Annotated in this window: 14 protein-coding genes; 6 read left to right on the forward strand and 8 right to left on the reverse strand. The window is 62.8% G+C overall.

Going from position 1 to position 14,178, the window contains the following annotated elements; translation table 11 throughout:
- Window positions 1-110 precede the first annotated feature (110 nt).
- Window positions 111-1,004 carry a LysR family transcriptional regulator gene (locus tag AC5QPF_RS23460; protein WP_330075671.1) on the reverse strand — a complete coding sequence of 298 codons (894 nt, stop codon included), beginning with the start codon at window positions 1,002-1,004 and terminating at the stop codon, window positions 111-113.
- 223 nt (window positions 1,005-1,227) lie between these two features.
- On the opposite strand from AC5QPF_RS23460, the gene speB reads away from it, so the two are divergent.
- A complete protein-coding gene (speB, locus tag AC5QPF_RS23465) occupies window positions 1,228-2,178 on the forward strand; it encodes an agmatinase (RefSeq protein WP_494960109.1) in 951 nt (316 codons plus the stop codon).
- A gap of 144 nt (window positions 2,179-2,322) precedes the next feature.
- A complete protein-coding gene (locus AC5QPF_RS23470; RefSeq protein ID WP_494960110.1) occupies window positions 2,323-3,702 on the forward strand; it encodes a sodium:solute symporter family transporter in 1,380 nt (459 codons plus the stop codon).
- 162 nt (window positions 3,703-3,864) lie between these two features.
- On the opposite strand, the gene AC5QPF_RS23475 is transcribed toward AC5QPF_RS23470, so the two are convergent.
- Both AC5QPF_RS23475 and ptrR read right to left on the reverse strand, forming a co-directional pair.
- Window positions 3,865-3,987 carry a PA1414 family protein gene (locus AC5QPF_RS23475; RefSeq protein WP_494960111.1) on the reverse strand — a complete coding sequence of 41 codons (123 nt, stop codon included), beginning with the start codon at window positions 3,985-3,987 and terminating at the stop codon, window positions 3,865-3,867.
- A 113-nt stretch (window positions 3,988-4,100) separates the two neighbouring features.
- Window positions 4,101-4,994: a putrescine utilization regulator PtrR gene (gene ptrR / locus AC5QPF_RS23480; RefSeq protein ID WP_494960112.1), complete on the reverse strand. Its 894-nt coding sequence runs from the start codon at window positions 4,992-4,994 to the stop codon at window positions 4,101-4,103.
- A gap of 107 nt (window positions 4,995-5,101) precedes the next feature.
- Here ptrR and AC5QPF_RS23485 point away from each other — a divergent pair, with 107 nt between their 5' ends.
- Window positions 5,102-6,286, forward strand: a complete 1,185-nt coding sequence (locus AC5QPF_RS23485) for a YbfB/YjiJ family MFS transporter (protein WP_494960113.1) — start codon at window positions 5,102-5,104, stop codon at window positions 6,284-6,286.
- Here the strand turns inward: AC5QPF_RS23485 and AC5QPF_RS23490 are convergent.
- Window positions 6,231-7,163: an EamA family transporter gene (locus AC5QPF_RS23490; RefSeq protein ID WP_494960114.1), complete on the reverse strand. Its 933-nt coding sequence runs from the start codon at window positions 7,161-7,163 to the stop codon at window positions 6,231-6,233. The genes AC5QPF_RS23485 and AC5QPF_RS23490 overlap by 56 nt on opposite strands.
- A 108-nt stretch (window positions 7,164-7,271) precedes the next feature.
- Window positions 7,272-7,667 carry a transcriptional regulator gene (locus AC5QPF_RS23495; protein WP_494960115.1) on the reverse strand — a complete coding sequence of 132 codons (396 nt, stop codon included), beginning with the start codon at window positions 7,665-7,667 and terminating at the stop codon, window positions 7,272-7,274.
- 117 nt (window positions 7,668-7,784) lie between these two features.
- On the opposite strand from AC5QPF_RS23495, the gene AC5QPF_RS23500 reads away from it, so the two are divergent.
- Window positions 7,785-8,054 (forward strand): hypothetical protein, encoded by a 270-nt coding sequence (locus tag AC5QPF_RS23500; RefSeq protein ID WP_494960116.1) that lies wholly within the window; start codon window positions 7,785-7,787, stop codon window positions 8,052-8,054.
- Window positions 8,055-8,120: 66 nt separating this feature from the next.
- On the opposite strand, the gene AC5QPF_RS23505 is transcribed toward AC5QPF_RS23500, so the two are convergent.
- Window positions 8,121-9,461 (reverse strand): DEAD/DEAH box helicase, encoded by a 1,341-nt coding sequence (locus tag AC5QPF_RS23505; protein ID WP_494960117.1) that lies wholly within the window; start codon window positions 9,459-9,461, stop codon window positions 8,121-8,123.
- Between the two features lie 129 nt (window positions 9,462-9,590).
- Between AC5QPF_RS23505 and AC5QPF_RS23510 the strand changes: the two genes are divergently transcribed.
- Together AC5QPF_RS23510 and AC5QPF_RS23515 are read left to right on the forward strand one after the other, a co-directional pair.
- Window positions 9,591-10,886: a mechanosensitive ion channel domain-containing protein gene (locus AC5QPF_RS23510; RefSeq protein ID WP_494960118.1), complete on the forward strand. Its 1,296-nt coding sequence runs from the start codon at window positions 9,591-9,593 to the stop codon at window positions 10,884-10,886.
- Window positions 10,887-10,927: 41 nt separating this feature from the next.
- Window positions 10,928-12,199 (forward strand): hypothetical protein, encoded by a 1,272-nt coding sequence (locus tag AC5QPF_RS23515; protein WP_494960119.1) that lies wholly within the window; start codon window positions 10,928-10,930, stop codon window positions 12,197-12,199.
- A 4-nt stretch (window positions 12,200-12,203) separates the two neighbouring features.
- Here AC5QPF_RS23515 and AC5QPF_RS23520 read toward each other — a convergent pair whose 3' ends face one another.
- Together AC5QPF_RS23520 and AC5QPF_RS23525 are read right to left on the reverse strand one after the other, a co-directional pair.
- Window positions 12,204-13,076 carry a carboxylate/amino acid/amine transporter gene (locus tag AC5QPF_RS23520; RefSeq protein ID WP_494960120.1) on the reverse strand — a complete coding sequence of 291 codons (873 nt, stop codon included), beginning with the start codon at window positions 13,074-13,076 and terminating at the stop codon, window positions 12,204-12,206.
- A gap of 434 nt (window positions 13,077-13,510) precedes the next feature.
- Window positions 13,511-14,110, reverse strand: coding sequence for an NAD(P)H-dependent oxidoreductase (locus tag AC5QPF_RS23525; protein ID WP_494960121.1), 600 nt, complete (start codon window positions 14,108-14,110; stop codon window positions 13,511-13,513).
- Window positions 14,111-14,178: the final 68 nt, after the last annotated feature.

Here is a 14,178-nt window from a genome sequence, read left to right on the forward strand (position 1 = left end):
GGAAAATTCATCAAGGCAAAGAAAGGTCTAGCAGAGCATTCAACTGAGTGGGGGCATTGGGCCAGTATTTTTACCATAGGCACAAAGTAATGATAGCAAAACGCCTCTAGTCAGCCGGGCGTCAGCTGTGCGCGAAGCAGGTCACGGAATGTCTGAATGAGTGGTTCGCGACTCCGTCCACGGCGAATGATCATCGAAAAGGGCGCCTGGTAGCCGAAGGTGGCCGGCGACAGCACGCGCAGATCACCCTTGTCGACCCAGGCCTGGGCGTAGTGCTCGGGCAGGTAGCCGATGTAGGCGCCAGACAGTACCAGAATCAACTGCGCCTCCATGCTCTCCACCGTCGCCGCGCTGTGCTTGAAGCCGTGCCGGGCCAGTTCTGCCTGGCTCCAGTAGCCGCGGCCGACCATGCGCTGCTGGGTGATCACTTGCTCGGGAATGCGCCGCTCGTGGTACAGCGGATGGCGGTTGCTGCAATACAGCCAGTGCTGTTCGCGGTACAGCGGCTGGTAGACAAGGCCGCTCATGCGCGTGGAAAAGGCGCCGATGGCCAGGTCCAGACGGTTATCCTGCACGCCCAGTTGCAACTCGTAGGGACTCGAAACCGACAGGTGCAGGTGCACCGCCGGGTGTTCCTGGCTGTAGGCGCCGATGGCTTCGGCCAGGGGCAAGGCGCGGTCGCCGACGGTGGAGTCGATCACGCCGAGGTTGAGGGTGCCGCGCAGTTCGCCCTTGAGCGCCGCCGCGTACTGCTCGAAACCATCCAGCTCGGCCAGCAGGCGCAAAGTCTCCTGATGAAACAGCTCGCCCTTGCTGGTCAGGCTGAAGCCTCCGCGCCCGCGATGGCAGAGGACGATGCCCAGGGCCGACTCCAGTTGGCTCATGTAGGTGCTGATGGCCGAGGTGGACAGGTTGAGATCGCGCTGGGCATTGGCGAAGCCCTGGTGGCGCACCACGCTGGCGAAAATACGCAGCAGCTTCAGATCGGGCAGGTTCGAGGCCATGAAAACGGGCGTCCGCGGGTCGGAAATGGCAACAGTCTAACCGCGCCTGGGCGGATAGTTCAGAAAAACCTGAACTAAGTATTTGCCGGTAGCGATTCTTTCCGCCCACTACCTTTTGCAGACTGCGCCGCACAGCAACTGTTCCAGGACGATTCCGGCCGGCTGGCCGTTGTCGAGAACAGATATCAACAACTAGAACAATCGAATCGATGAGGCCCGAACCGTGGACAAGATTCTTCACCAACCACTGGGCGGCAACGAAATGCCGCGCTTCGGCGGCATCGCTACCATGCTCCGCCTTCCTCACCTGCAAAGCCCTGCCGGCCTGGACGCCGCCTTCATCGGCGTACCGCTGGACATCGGCACGTCCCTGCGTTCAGGTACCCGCTTCGGCCCGCGGCAGATCCGCGCCGAATCGGTGATGATCCGCCCGTACAACATGGCCACCGGCGCAGCGCCATTCGACTCGCTGTCGGTCGCCGACATCGGTGACGTGGCGATCAACACCTTCAACCTGCTCGACGCCGTGCGCATCATCGAAGAAGCCTACGACCAGATCGTCGAGCACAACGTCATACCGCTGACCCTGGGTGGCGACCACACCATCACCCTGCCGATCCTGCGTGCCCTGCACAAGAAGCACGGCAAGGTCGGCCTGGTCCACATCGACGCCCACGCCGATGTCAACGACCACATGTTCGGCGAGAAGATCGCTCACGGCACCACCTTCCGCCGCGCCGTGGAAGAAGGCCTGCTGGATTGCGACCGCGTGGTACAGATCGGCCTGCGCGCCCAGGGCTACACCGCCGAAGACTTCAACTGGAGCCGCAAGCAGGGCTTCCGCGTGGTCCAGGCCGAAGAGTGCTGGCACAAGTCGCTGGAGCCGCTGATGGCGGAAGTCCGCGAGAAGGTTGGCGGCGGTCCGGTGTACCTCTCGTTCGATATCGACGGCATCGACCCGGCCTGGGCCCCCGGCACAGGCACCCCGGAAATCGGCGGCCTGACCACCATCCAGGCGATGGAAATCATCCGCGGCTGCCAAGGCCTGGACCTGATCGGCTGCGACCTGGTGGAAGTGTCCCCGCCCTACGACACCACCGGCAACACCTCGTTGCTGGGTGCCAACCTGCTGTACGAAATGCTCTGCGTGCTGCCCGGCGTAGCCCACCGCTAAGGCCAAGGCAAGGAGCGGTATTTGCGGCAGGAGCCATGAAAAAGGGTCCGGTGACGGACCTGCATCACTACGAAGAAAAGACCCGCGGCGGGCCCACCGTGCGCGGGATCGATCTCACATAAAAAAGATAATTGGAGACACCCCATGGCCTTGGACATATTCGTTGTACTGATATACGCCGCCGGCATGCTGTTGCTGGGCTGGTACGGCATGCGCCGCGCCAAGACCCACGAAGAATACCTGGTGGCCGGACGCAATCTCGGCCCCAGCCTGTACATGGGCACCATGGCGGCAACGGTCCTGGGTGGCGCGTCCACCGTCGGCACCGTGAAGCTGGGCTACGTCCACGGCATCTCCGGCTTCTGGCTGTGCGCCGCGCTGGGCCTGGGCATCATCGCCCTCAACCTGTTCCTCGCCAAACCCCTGCTGCGCCTGCGCATCTTCACCGTGACCCAGGTCCTTGAGCGTCGCTACAACCCCATGGCCCGTCAGGCCAGCGCGGTGATCATGCTCGCCTACGCGCTGATGATCGGCGTGACCTCGACCCTGGCCATCGGCACCGTGTTGCAGGTGCTGTTCGAACTGCCGTTCTGGGCCTCGATCCTGCTCGGCGGTGGCGTCGTGGTGGTGTACTCGACCATCGGCGGCATGTGGTCGCTGACCCTGACCGACATCGTCCAGTTCATCATCAAGACCGTGGGCCTGATGTTCGTCCTCCTGCCGATCTGCCTGTACCGCGTCGGCGGCTGGGACGAGCTGGTAGCCAAGCTGCCGGCGGCCAGCTTCAGCCTGACCACCATCGGTTGGGACACCATCATCACCTACTTCCTGATCTACTTCTTCGGCATCCTGATCGGCCAGGACATCTGGCAGCGGGTGTTCACCGCCCGTGACGAGAACGTGGCCAAGTACGCCGGCACCACCGCTGGCGTGTACTGCGTGATCTACGGCCTGGTGTGCGCGGTGATCGGCATGGCGGCCCATGTGCTGCTGCCGGACCTGGGCAACGCCAACAATGCCTTCGCCGCCATCGTCAAATCGGCACTGCCGGACGGTATCCGCGGCCTGGTGATCGCTGCTGCCCTGGCCGCGATGATGTCCACCGCGAGCGCCGGCCTGCTGGCGGCCTCCACCGTGCTGACCGAAGACCTGCTGCCCAAGCTGCGCGGCGGCAAACAGTCGAGCCTGGCGATCAACCGCCTGTTCACCCTGCTGACCGGCCTGGTCGTGCTGGCCATCGCCCTGGTGGTGGAAGACGTGATCAGCGCTCTGACCCTGGCCTACAACCTGCTGGTGGGTGGCATGCTGGTGCCGCTGATCGGTGCCATCTACTGGAAACGCGCCACTACCCGCGGTGCGATCGTGAGCATGACCCTGGGCTTCGTCACGGCGCTGGCGTTCATGATCAAGGACGGGATGGATGCCAACACGCCGATCTACTACAGCCTGGCGATTGGCCTGGTGAGTTTCGTGGTAGTCAGCCTGATGTCGCGTCCGGCGGTGAATGCGGCCAAGCTGGCCTGAACACCGGAAATGAAAAGGGCCTGCTTCAAGCAGGCCCTTTTCTTTGGCTGACGCGTACCCTGTGGGAGCGGGTTGACCCGCGATTACGGTAGTGGACTCACCGACGCAATCGCGGGTCAACCCGCTCCCACAGGGTTCGTGTCGCTCTTCAGATTCTTGATTTCAGCGCCGCGGCTGCCGCTTGCGCTTTTCTTCATCGGTCGGAATCGGCACCGGCTGCATCGGCGGGATCAGTCCCAGCGCAACCGCGAGGTCATGGAGCCAGTTCATCATCAGGTTTTTCATAAAGCCCCCCTTGAGGGTCATCGTCCAATCCAATTTGGCTACGATGTTTCCTACCCATCATAGCCGTATGTCCTACAAATCGCCTGCAGAAAAAACACTGTTTCTGACCTGCATCAAGCGCTGAGCGCCTCGCCGACGGACGGTCCCTGGTGCAGTGCTTCCTGCAAGTTCACCCAGGCATCCAGGTTCGCCCCGCGCATACCGCGACGCCACACCAGCCAGGTAGTGGCCAGGTCGAACGGCGTCTGCAGGCGATGCACCGCCACATTCTCCCTTCCCGGCAGGCTGTCCAGCATCGACTGCGACATCAGCGCCACCCCCGAACCCGCCACCACGCAGGCGAGCATGCTCGGGTAGGACTCGATCTCCATGGCCCGCCCCATCGCCGCATGGTCATGGGCGTACCAGGCTTCCAGGCGCATGCGGTAGGAGCAGCCCTTGCGGAAGGTGAACACCGCGCGCCCGGCCACATCCCTGGCGCTGCGCACCGGGGGATGATCGGGCTCGGTGATCAGCACCAGGGTTTCCTCGCACAGCGGCACGCCATCCAGCCCCGAGAGCGACAGCGGCCCGTCCAGCAGTGCGGCATCCAGGCGCCCGGCGAGCAGGCCTTCGAGCAGTTCGCCGCTGGGCGCGGTCTGCACCTGCAGGTTCACCGCCGGATAGGCCTTGTGGTAGCGCGCCAGCAGGCTCGGCAGATGGATCGCGGCGGTGCTGTACATGCTGCCGAGAATGAACTCGCCGGCCGGTTGGCCGCCCTGCACGGCGGCGAACGCCTCGTCATGCAGGGCCAGCATGCGCCCGGCGTAGTCCAGCAGCACCTTGCCGGCAGGCGACAGCTGCAGGCGCTGGCGCTCGCGGTGGAACAGCTCGACGCCCAACTGCTCTTCGAGCTGGCGCAGGCGCGTCGACAGGTTCGACGGCACCCGGTGCAACTGCTCGGCGGCGCGGGTCACCGAGCCGGTCTCGGCCACGGCCTGGAAGATTCGCAGCTGGCTCAGTTCCACAGCCATTCTCCAAAATTGAAAAAGTAGCTCAGTATTATTCAATTTTTATGAATAGCAATCACCAGTAGTCTGACGGCACCCAAACGCTTGCACCGAGGAATTCCGCCATGTCGCCAAGACACCGCCTGCTGGCCAGCTTCGTCGCCCTGATGATGGCGATGGGCATCGGCCGCTTCGCCCTCACCCCGCAACTGCCACACCTGGTTGGCGAAGGCCAGTTGAGCCTGACCGCCGCCGGTCTGGTGGCTGCGGCAAACTACCTGGGCTACCTGCTCGGTGCACTGGACGCGATGTTCGCCCGCAGCCCGCGGCAGGTGCGCCTGCGCCTGGATATCGGCCTGTGGCTGTGCGTGCTCCTGACCCTGGTGTCGTTCTGGGCCGACGGCTTCGTTGCCCATGCCCTGCTGCGCTTTGGCACCGGCGTGGCCAGCGCCTGGGTGCTGGTGATGATCACCAGCCTGACCCAGCCCCTGGCCGCTCATCACAACCTGCCACGCCTCGGTGCCATGGTGTTCGCTGGGCCCGGCCTGGGCATCATGCTCACCGGCCTGCTGGCCCTGGGTTCCAACCTCTACGGCCTGGGCTCGGCGCCGCTGTGGCTGATCTATGCCGCCGCCGCGCTGATCATGCTGCTGGCGGTAAGGCCGATGATCCCGCGCCCCGAGCACCTGCCGGCCGCCCCGCTCGCCACACACGGCAACACGGCGCCAAGCCGCGGCATCGCCCGCCTCGGCCTGATCTACGGTCTCTATGGGATCGGCTACATCATCCCGGCCACTTTCATGTCGCAGATGGCCAGCGCACGCTTCCACGGCAGCTGGATGGCCGACCTGTTCTGGCCCGGCTTCGGGCTGGCGGCGGCCCTGGGCGTGGTGCTGCTGAGCCGGCGCCGGGCAACACCCAACGGTACATCGAACTGGCTGATGACCACGCTGTGGCTGCAGGCCGCCGGAGTCTTCGCCTGCCTGCTGGGCAACGGTCCCGGCCTGGCCCTGGGGGTGATCCTCTGCGGTGCGCCGTTCCTCGCCTGCATGCAACTGGTGATGCAGCGCTCGCGGGAGCTGGCGCCCCACGCCACCCAACGCAACGCCGGCCTGCTCACTGCCTGCTTCGCCATCGGCCAACTGGGCGGGCCGCTGCTGGCAGCGCTGAGCAATCAGCTCGCCGGCAGCCTGCAACCGGCGCTGATCATCGCGGGCAGCGGCCTGTTGCTGGCCGGCGCCCTGGCCTGGAGGCCTAACGCTGTCCCAGCAACGAACGCAGGCGCCTGCGCACCCACTGTTCCGCGCTGACCAGAACGATACCGGCCAACACGCACAGGGCGCCGACGATGAAGTTCAAGCTCAGCGGCTCGTCCAGCAGCAGCACGCCGAAGGTCACGCCAAAGATCGGTGTGACGAAGGAGAACACCGCAAGGTTGGATGCCAGGTATTTGCGCAGTAACCAGAACCAGGTCAGGTAGCTGAAGAACGACACTACCAGCGCCTGGAACAGCACGCTGCCAATGGCGATGGGCGTCAGCGATACGTGGGTGATCTTGCCGCTGAAGGCGGCGATCAGCAGCAGGCCGACGAAGCCCACCGCCAGCTGGTAGAAAAGTGTCAGGGTCGCCGGCGCCTCGGACAGGCGCGAGCAGCGCACCACCACGGTGGTGGCACCCCAGGCCGCGCCGGCCAGCACGCCGAAGAAATCGCCGAGCAGCATCGGTCCGCTCAGGTCCGACAGGGAAAGCCCGCCGGCAAAGGCGAAGGCGATCCCCGCGAAGGACAGCAAGATGCCCACCCACTGCAACGGCCGCAAGCGCTCGCTGGGCAGGAGAAAATGCAGACCAAGGGCAGTGAACACCGGCGCCGTGTAGAGAAACACCGACATATGCGCCGCCGAGGTCAGGGTCAGGCCTTCGGCGATAAACAGGAATTCGATACCGAACAGCGCCCCGGCCAGCAGCCCGCCACGCCAGGTCGTGCCAACCTGCTCCCAGCCGCCTTTCCAGCAGATCAGCAGACCGACCAGCAGCGCAGAGATACCGGAACGGCTGGCCGCCTGCATCACCGGGGCGATATCGGCGGCAGCCCATTTCACCATCACCTGCTGGACGCCCCAGATCAGGCACAGCCCCAGCATCACCTGAAACGCAAAGGCATCGGGATCGCGACGGGGAGCGTTCATCGGCGCCCCCCCACTTCTGACAACGGCATGACGACCTCATGGCAGCAAAGAATTGACGCCGATTATGAGGACCGCCCGTCAGCCATTACCAGATGTGTCTGACATCCATCACGCAATCTGTGCCTTGGTAGCCACTTCTTCGAAGGTCGCTTCGTCAAGGGCATCGGCCTGTTCGTCGAGAACTTGGCGCGGGTGATCGTTGCCGGGAATGCTGCTGTCAATCAGGCTGAGCAGGCGAGAGCCGCGTGGGGTGAGCACATAGTTCTCGCCGTTGCCGCCCTCGTCTTCCGGGCGGTCGGCGATGTAGCCGCGTTCCAGCAGCAGGCGCTCGTAATCGCAGGCACGGGTTTTCAGGTGGTCAACGTCAGGCACCGGCTCGCCCGCCGCGGCGAGCTGCGCGGCATGCTGTTCGGCGTAGGGGCGCGGGGTGAAGTGTTGGTCGGCGCTGTTCTGCACTTCGTGCAACAAGCGCTCGATCAGGTCCCAGTCATAAACGGTGCTCATGGGGTACGGCCTCCGTTGGGGGTGTATCGGTTGTGACCGGAAGTCGCGCTGGCGGTTCGACTGAACTTTCCGGACGGCGGCGGCCTCCACCGCAAACCTGAACATGGAGGCTCGACCATGAAGACCCTGATGATGCTGACCGCCACCGCCAGCCTGCTGTTTGCACTGCCGAGCTGGGCCTGCACCCTGGAGGAAGCGACGGAGAAACGCGAGGAACTGGCCAAGGAAGTGAGCCGGCTGACCGAGCAGAACCCGCAAAAGGCCAAGGAAATCAACGATGAGTTGAAAGGGATGAAGCTGGGGACGGAGAGCAAGGATCTGCCGGACAAGTGCCAGTTGATCGACAAGCGGTTGCAGGAATTGCGGGAAGCGGAGAAGAAGACCTGATTCTTGTACAAACGTTGAGGGCCCCATCGCTGGCAAGCCAGCGATGGGGCCCTCAGGGGCGAAAGATTACTCAGCCGCCGGCGCGCGCTTCTTCAGCGGTGCCAGGCCATCGGAGCTGGCCAGCGGCGCGTTCGGCCGTGGCTTGGCTGTCGGCTTGCGCTTGGCCGCGGCCTTCTTGTCACCGGCCTTCTTGTCTACCTTTTTCTTCTTCACCCCAGCCGCCTTGCCCGAAGCCTTGACCTTCTTCGGCCCGCTGTAGGTGCCCTTCACTTCCTTGATCACCCGGCGCTCGAAGCTCTGCTTCAGGTAGCGCTCGATGCTCGACATCAGGTTCCAGTCGCCGTGGCAGATCAGCGACACCGCCAGACCTTCGTTGCCAGCCCGGCCGGTACGGCCGATGCGGTGCACATACTCGTCACCACTGCGCGGCATGTCGAAGTTGATCACCAGGTCCAGGCCATCCACGTCCAGGCCGCGGGCCGCCACGTCGGTAGCCACCAGCACTTTCGCACCGCCGGTCTTGAAGCGCTCGATGGCCAGCTTGCGGTCCTTCTGGTCCTTGTCGCCGTGCAGAACGAACGCCTTCAGGTCCTTGGCCACCAGGTGACCATAGATCCGGTCGGCCATGACCCGGGTGTTGGTGAAGATAATGGCTTTTTCGTAAGTCTCGTTGGCCAGCAACCACTGGGCGATCTGCTCTTTGTGCTGGTTGTGGTCGGCGGTGATGATCTGCTGACGGGTGCCTTCGTTGAGCTGGCTGACCGCGTTGAGCATCAGGTGCTCAGGGTCCTTCAGGACCTTGCCGATCATGTCGCGCAGGCCGGCGCCGCCGGTGGTGGCGGAGAACAGCATGGTCTGCGCACGGTTCTGGCACAGGCCACAAAGGCGTTCCACGTCTTCGGCGAAGCCCATGTCGAGCATGCGGTCGGCTTCGTCCAGCACCACCACCTGCACGTGTTCCAGGTCGAGGTTGCCGGCGTTCAGGTGCTCCAGCATGCGCCCCGGAGTACCGATGAGGATGTCCGGGACCTTGCGCAACATCGCGGCCTGTTCCTTGAAGTCTTCGCCGCCGGTGATGATCCCCGATTTGATGAAGGTGAACTGCGAGAAGCGCTCGATTTCCTTCAGGGTTTGCTGCGCCAGCTCGCGGGTCGGCAGCAGGATCAGGGCACGGATTTCCACGCGTTTCTGGTTCAGGTCGACCAGGCGGTTGAGCAGCGGCAGGACGAAGGCCGCGGTCTTGCCACTGCCGGTTTTCGCCGTCACCCGCAGGTCACGCCCCTGCAACGCCAGGGGAATGGCCGCAGCCTGCACCGGCGTCGGCTCGACAAAGTTGAGTGCGGCGACGGCTTTGAGCAGGCGTTCGTGCAGGGCGAATTCGGAAAACACGGATGTAACCTCGGGCATGTGCAGAAATTCAGCCACATAGGGTAACGTTTTCCGCCGCCGGAGCCGAATTTCTTTTTGCTCCGGGCCTCCCCGCGCGGCTCTAATGGCAGCCTGTTTTTTCATCGATGTGGAGTTTTTGCGTTACCCATGGCTATTCAACAGTTCTGGCAAGACGCCCTCGACCTGTGGGGCACCCTCGACCAGCACCCGCTGCTGCACGCCGGTCTCGGCCTTCTGTTACTGCTGGTCATCGCCCTGGTGATGGGCCGGGTGGCACGCTTCGTGGTGCTGCATGCGGTCAAGCTGCTGTGCCGACAGCCGGCATTGCTCTGGCTGCGGGATCTGCTGGAAAACAAGGTGTTTCATCGCCTGGCACAGATCACCCCGTCGCTGGTGGTGCAGTTCGGCCTCAAGCTGGTACCGGAGCTGAGCGTCACCAGCCAGCATTTCCTCGGCAATCTTGCCCTGGCCTTCACCATCCTGTTCCTGCTGCTGGCGACCGCCGCCCTGCTCGATGCCCTGCTGGACATCTACGCCCGCACCGAACACGCCCGCACCCGCTCGATCAAGGGCTACGTGCAGTTGGCGAAGATGGTCCTCTATGTGTTCGGCGCCATCATCATCGTCGCCACCCTGATCGACCGCTCGCCGCTGTTGCTACTGTCCGGTCTGGGTGCCATGTCGGCGGTGATCCTGTTGGTATACAAGGACACCCTGCTGTCGTTCGTCGCCAGCGTGCAGTTGACCAGCAACGACATGCTGCGGGTCGGCGACTGGATCGAGATGCCCCAGGTCGGCGCCGACGGCGACGTGGTGGACATCACTCTGCACACGGTGAAGGTGCAGAATTTCGACAAGACCATCGTTTCCATCCCCACCTGGCGCCTGATGAGCGAGTCGTTCCGCAACTGGCGCGGCATGCAGCAGTCCGGCGGCCGGCGGATCAAGCGCAGCCTGTTCATCGACGCCGGTGGCGTGCGCTTCCTCACCGCCGAGGAACAGCACCGTCTCAGTGACGTGCGCCTGCTCAAGGACTACCTGGCGCAGAAACGCAACGAACTGCACACCTGGAACGAATCCCAGGGCCAGGTCGCCGAGCTATCGGCCAACCGCCGCAAGCTGACCAACATCGGCACCTTCCGCGCCTTCGCCCTCGCCTACCTGAAGAACCACCCCGACGTGCAGCAGGGCATGACCTGCATGGTCCGCCAGATGCAGACCACCGCCGAAGGCGTGCCGCTGGAGATCTATTGCTTTACCCGGACCACGGTGTGGGCCGAGTACGAGCGCATCCAGGGCGATATCTTCGACTACCTGCTGGCGGTGTTGCCGGAGTTCGGGTTGAGCCTGTACCAGCAGCCGAGCGGCAGCGACCTGCGTTCCGGCCTGCTGGCCGTGACCCAGCAAAGCAGCGTGATTACCGAAAGCGTCCGGCAGAATTAAGCCGGGCGACAAAACAGATAACGACGTTCAAGGATGAATCCATGTTGGGAAATTTGTTCGATGCACTGAAACGCTCTTTGTCCTTGGGATCGCCCAAGGCGCTTCCTGACCCCTTCGACACCTACTATGACGAAGAGGCCAAGGTTTTCTGCATTGGAGACCTGCCGCTGAATATCAAGAAGGAAGCCGCAGGAATCATCAAGGCGAAGCTGGGTAACGACGAGATCTTCGACCGGGCCAGCCTCGATGACCTGCTACTGCAACCGGAGGGCAGGGCGCTATTCGACGAAGCCTTTTCCCAGCTGTGTTTCTGGATTTCGAAGCTGATTGGCAATAACCATCGCAAGCACGGGCAGCCCCTTTATCCGTGGAAGTGCGCTGTATGTATCGTGCCCACCCTGGCGTTCAATGCGTGGGTCAGACTGTCTTACGACGAGAAGGAGAATACCGCCCTGATTTTCCTGAACATTGGGGTGCTTCTGGAGAATCTTGACCGTCTTCATCGTATTCACGCCACGCCCGGCTTTCTGGATACCTTCACTCAGGAAAGCGGGCTGGCCCCGATCGTACCCTTCCAACAACAGGAGGGATTGCTGGGCAATCTATCGGACAATCCCCACCTTCACGCCATAGCAACGGAGGTCGCGATCAAGGCCAGCATGCTCGTGGTCTTTCACGAATGGGCCCACTTCATTTGCGGTCATGTCTCTTATCTCAGGACAGAGTTGGGTCATTCGGGAGAGATTCATGAAGCACCCGAGGCATCCGACGAAGAAATGGATAACGATCTCAGGCGAATGATCGAGCTCGATGCGGACGAAACCGCCGGCATTGTCGCATCGGTATTCTGGCGAGAATTCGACCACCCGGCAGTGGCGTTGCCCGACATGCAGAACGAGGCGTTCTCCATGGAAGTGATAATGGCCGTTCTCTCCAACAACCTGATACTCGGTCAGTACGAACTCAATGACCGTTACTACAGTCCCCTGTGGAGAACCCAGCATCTGCTGGAGCGCTTTTACGCGGACTTCTTTTATGTCAACAAAGCGCTTCCTCAGCACGAACAAGCTCAGCAGCGGGAAAGCAACAGCAGGGAAATGCACCCCTTCCAAATGAAACTCGTTGCCGAGCTGGAGCGTGCCTACAAGATTCTCGGCCTGGGCGAAGGCCTGTCGTTCGAGCGTCTAGAAAAGGAAATCGAACACCTTCTCGGTCAGGACCAGCATGAACTGGTCCGCCTGAGAAACGATCTGCGCAAATACTCGCCCGCGAATCACTATATTCAACGGCCGACAGGACAGACCCAGTACTGACGGTTCATGACGGAGTTGCCGTCAGAGCAGGACGACTGCCAAGCCGGCTCAGCCACAGTGACGCGAGGATCACCGTCCCGCCGATGAACAAACGTCCCAGCGGCTCGTCCTGGTTCCAGATCAGCAGATTGAGCAGCAACCCCACCGGGACATGCAGGTTGTTCATCACCGCAAGGGTGCCGCCCGAGACCAGGCAGGCACCCTTGTTCCACCAGTACAGGCCCAGCGCCGTCGGACACAGCCCGAGGAACAGCAGCACGCCCCACTGCACGTCGGTGGTGGGTAGATGCTGGGCGTTGCCGAACACCAGGAAGGCCGGCAGCACGACGATCAGCGCGCCGAGGTAGAAGTAGCCGAAACGCCGGTAGTGCGGCAGGTCGCTCGGGTAGCGGGCGACCAGGTGCTTGTACAGGACCTGCCCGGCGGCATAGGTGAAGTTGGCCAGTTGCAGGAGCAGGAAGCCGATGAAGAAATCCGGGTTGATGCTGTCGAAGCGGATCACCGCGGCACCGGCTACCGCTACCAGAGCGGCAAGCAGGGCCCAGGGGTTGAAGCGACGGTTCAGCGCGTCTTCGATCAGGGTCACGTGCAGCGGGGTGAGGATGGTGAACAGCAGCACTTCCGGCACCGTGAGCACGCGGAAGCTCAGGTACAGGCAGACATAGGTGATGCCGAACTGCAGGGCACCGATCACCAGCATCGCGCGCATGAAGCGCGGTTCGACCTGGCGCCAGCGGGTCAGGGGCAGGAAGATCAGCAGGGCCAGGACGACCCGCGCGAGTACGGCGAAGTAGCTGTCGACATGGCCGGCGAGGTATTCGCCGATCAGGTTGAAGGAATACGCCTGGATCAGCGCGACGATCAGTAGGTAGCCCATGGTGGTCTCTCGGCAAAGGAGGCGGCGACCTTAGCGGGTTGGGTGGTCGGGGTGCAATTGCCGAGAGTTTTGTTTCGTCATTCAGGGCCTCATCGCGGGCAACGCCCGCTCCCACAAGTCATGCGGCGCACGCGAACCTTGTGGGAGCGGGCGTTGCCCGCGATGAGGCCCTGAAGGGCAATAAAAAGGTTCTTCACGGTATATCGGGAAACTTGGGGGTTGAATGTTCGGTGTCGGTGTCGCGAGCTTATCCATTGCAGGCGGTGACGCCGCCCGCAATGGATAAGCTCGCGATACCGATTCCGCCACTAAACCCAAAGCTTCCCGGTATTCCGTGATGAACCAATAAAAAGCCCGGTCGAGCACTGGGCTTCGACCGGGCACTACACCCAAAGGAGCAAAAAGGGGTGTCAGGCAGGGAAGATTCGTTGCAGTCAGGCCACCGCGGCCAGTTGGGCCTTGGCCTGGTTCAAGCCCTTCTCGTGGAAGTCGCCGCCCATGTTCAGGCCCTCCGCGTGGATGAAGGTCACGTCGTGGATGCCGATGAAGGCCATTACCTGGCGCAGGTACGGTTCCTGATGGTCGCTGGCCGCACCGGCGTGGATGCCGCCGCGAGCCGTCAGCACGTAGGCGCGCTTGCCAGTGAGCAGGCCCTGCGGGCCGGTCTCGGTGTACTTGAAGGTGACGCCGGCACGCAGCACATGGTCCAGCCAGGCCTTGAGCGTGCTCGGGATGGTGAAGTTGTACATCGGCGCCGCCAGCACCAGCACGTCGGCGGCGAGGACTTCGTCAGTCAGCTCGTTGGAACGGGCCAGGGCCTGCACTTCCTCGGCGCTGCGCTGGTCTTCCGGCTTCATCCAGCCACCCAGCAAGGTGCTGTCCAGGTGCGGCAGCGGGTTCAGGGCCACGTCGCGTACGGTGATGCTGTCGGCAGGGTTGGCCGCTTGCCATTGGGCGATGAAATCGCGGGTCAGTTGCCGGGAGGTGGAATCCTGCTGGCGGGCGCTGCTTTCGATGATCAGTACGCGGGACATTGAATTTTGCCTCCATCGGCAAGGTCGCTAAGTCGATGGAGGCAAGATTAATGATTGACCTATCGATA

The organism is Pseudomonas sp. Con_6 (genome assembly GCF_059379395.1).

What these genes read in the sequence shown, in the direction of transcription:
- AC5QPF_RS23460 (WP_330075671.1), bottom strand. Translation starts at nt 1,004, where the DNA reads ATGGCCTCGAACCTGCCCGATCTGAAGCTGCTGCGTATTTTCGCCAGC.
- AC5QPF_RS23470 (WP_494960110.1), top strand. Translation starts at nt 2,323, where the DNA reads ATGGCCTTGGACATATTCGTTGTACTGATATACGCCGCCGGCATGCTG.
- AC5QPF_RS23475 (WP_494960111.1), bottom strand. Translation starts at nt 3,987, where the DNA reads ATGAAAAACCTGATGATGAACTGGCTCCATGACCTCGCGGTTGCGCTG.
- AC5QPF_RS23485 (WP_494960113.1), top strand. Translation starts at nt 5,102, where the DNA reads ATGTCGCCAAGACACCGCCTGCTGGCCAGCTTCGTCGCCCTGATGATG.
- AC5QPF_RS23490 (WP_494960114.1), bottom strand. Translation starts at nt 7,163, where the DNA reads ATGAACGCTCCCCGTCGCGATCCCGATGCCTTTGCGTTTCAGGTGATG.
- AC5QPF_RS23495 (WP_494960115.1), bottom strand. Translation starts at nt 7,667, where the DNA reads ATGAGCACCGTTTATGACTGGGACCTGATCGAGCGCTTGTTGCACGAA.
- AC5QPF_RS23500 (WP_494960116.1), top strand. Translation starts at nt 7,785, where the DNA reads ATGAAGACCCTGATGATGCTGACCGCCACCGCCAGCCTGCTGTTTGCA.
- AC5QPF_RS23505 (WP_494960117.1), bottom strand. Translation starts at nt 9,461, where the DNA reads ATGCCCGAGGTTACATCCGTGTTTTCCGAATTCGCCCTGCACGAACGC.
- AC5QPF_RS23510 (WP_494960118.1), top strand. Translation starts at nt 9,591, where the DNA reads ATGGCTATTCAACAGTTCTGGCAAGACGCCCTCGACCTGTGGGGCACC.
- AC5QPF_RS23515 (WP_494960119.1), top strand. Translation starts at nt 10,928, where the DNA reads ATGTTGGGAAATTTGTTCGATGCACTGAAACGCTCTTTGTCCTTGGGA.
- AC5QPF_RS23520 (WP_494960120.1), bottom strand. Translation starts at nt 13,076, where the DNA reads ATGGGCTACCTACTGATCGTCGCGCTGATCCAGGCGTATTCCTTCAAC.
- AC5QPF_RS23525 (WP_494960121.1), bottom strand. Translation starts at nt 14,110, where the DNA reads ATGTCCCGCGTACTGATCATCGAAAGCAGCGCCCGCCAGCAGGATTCC.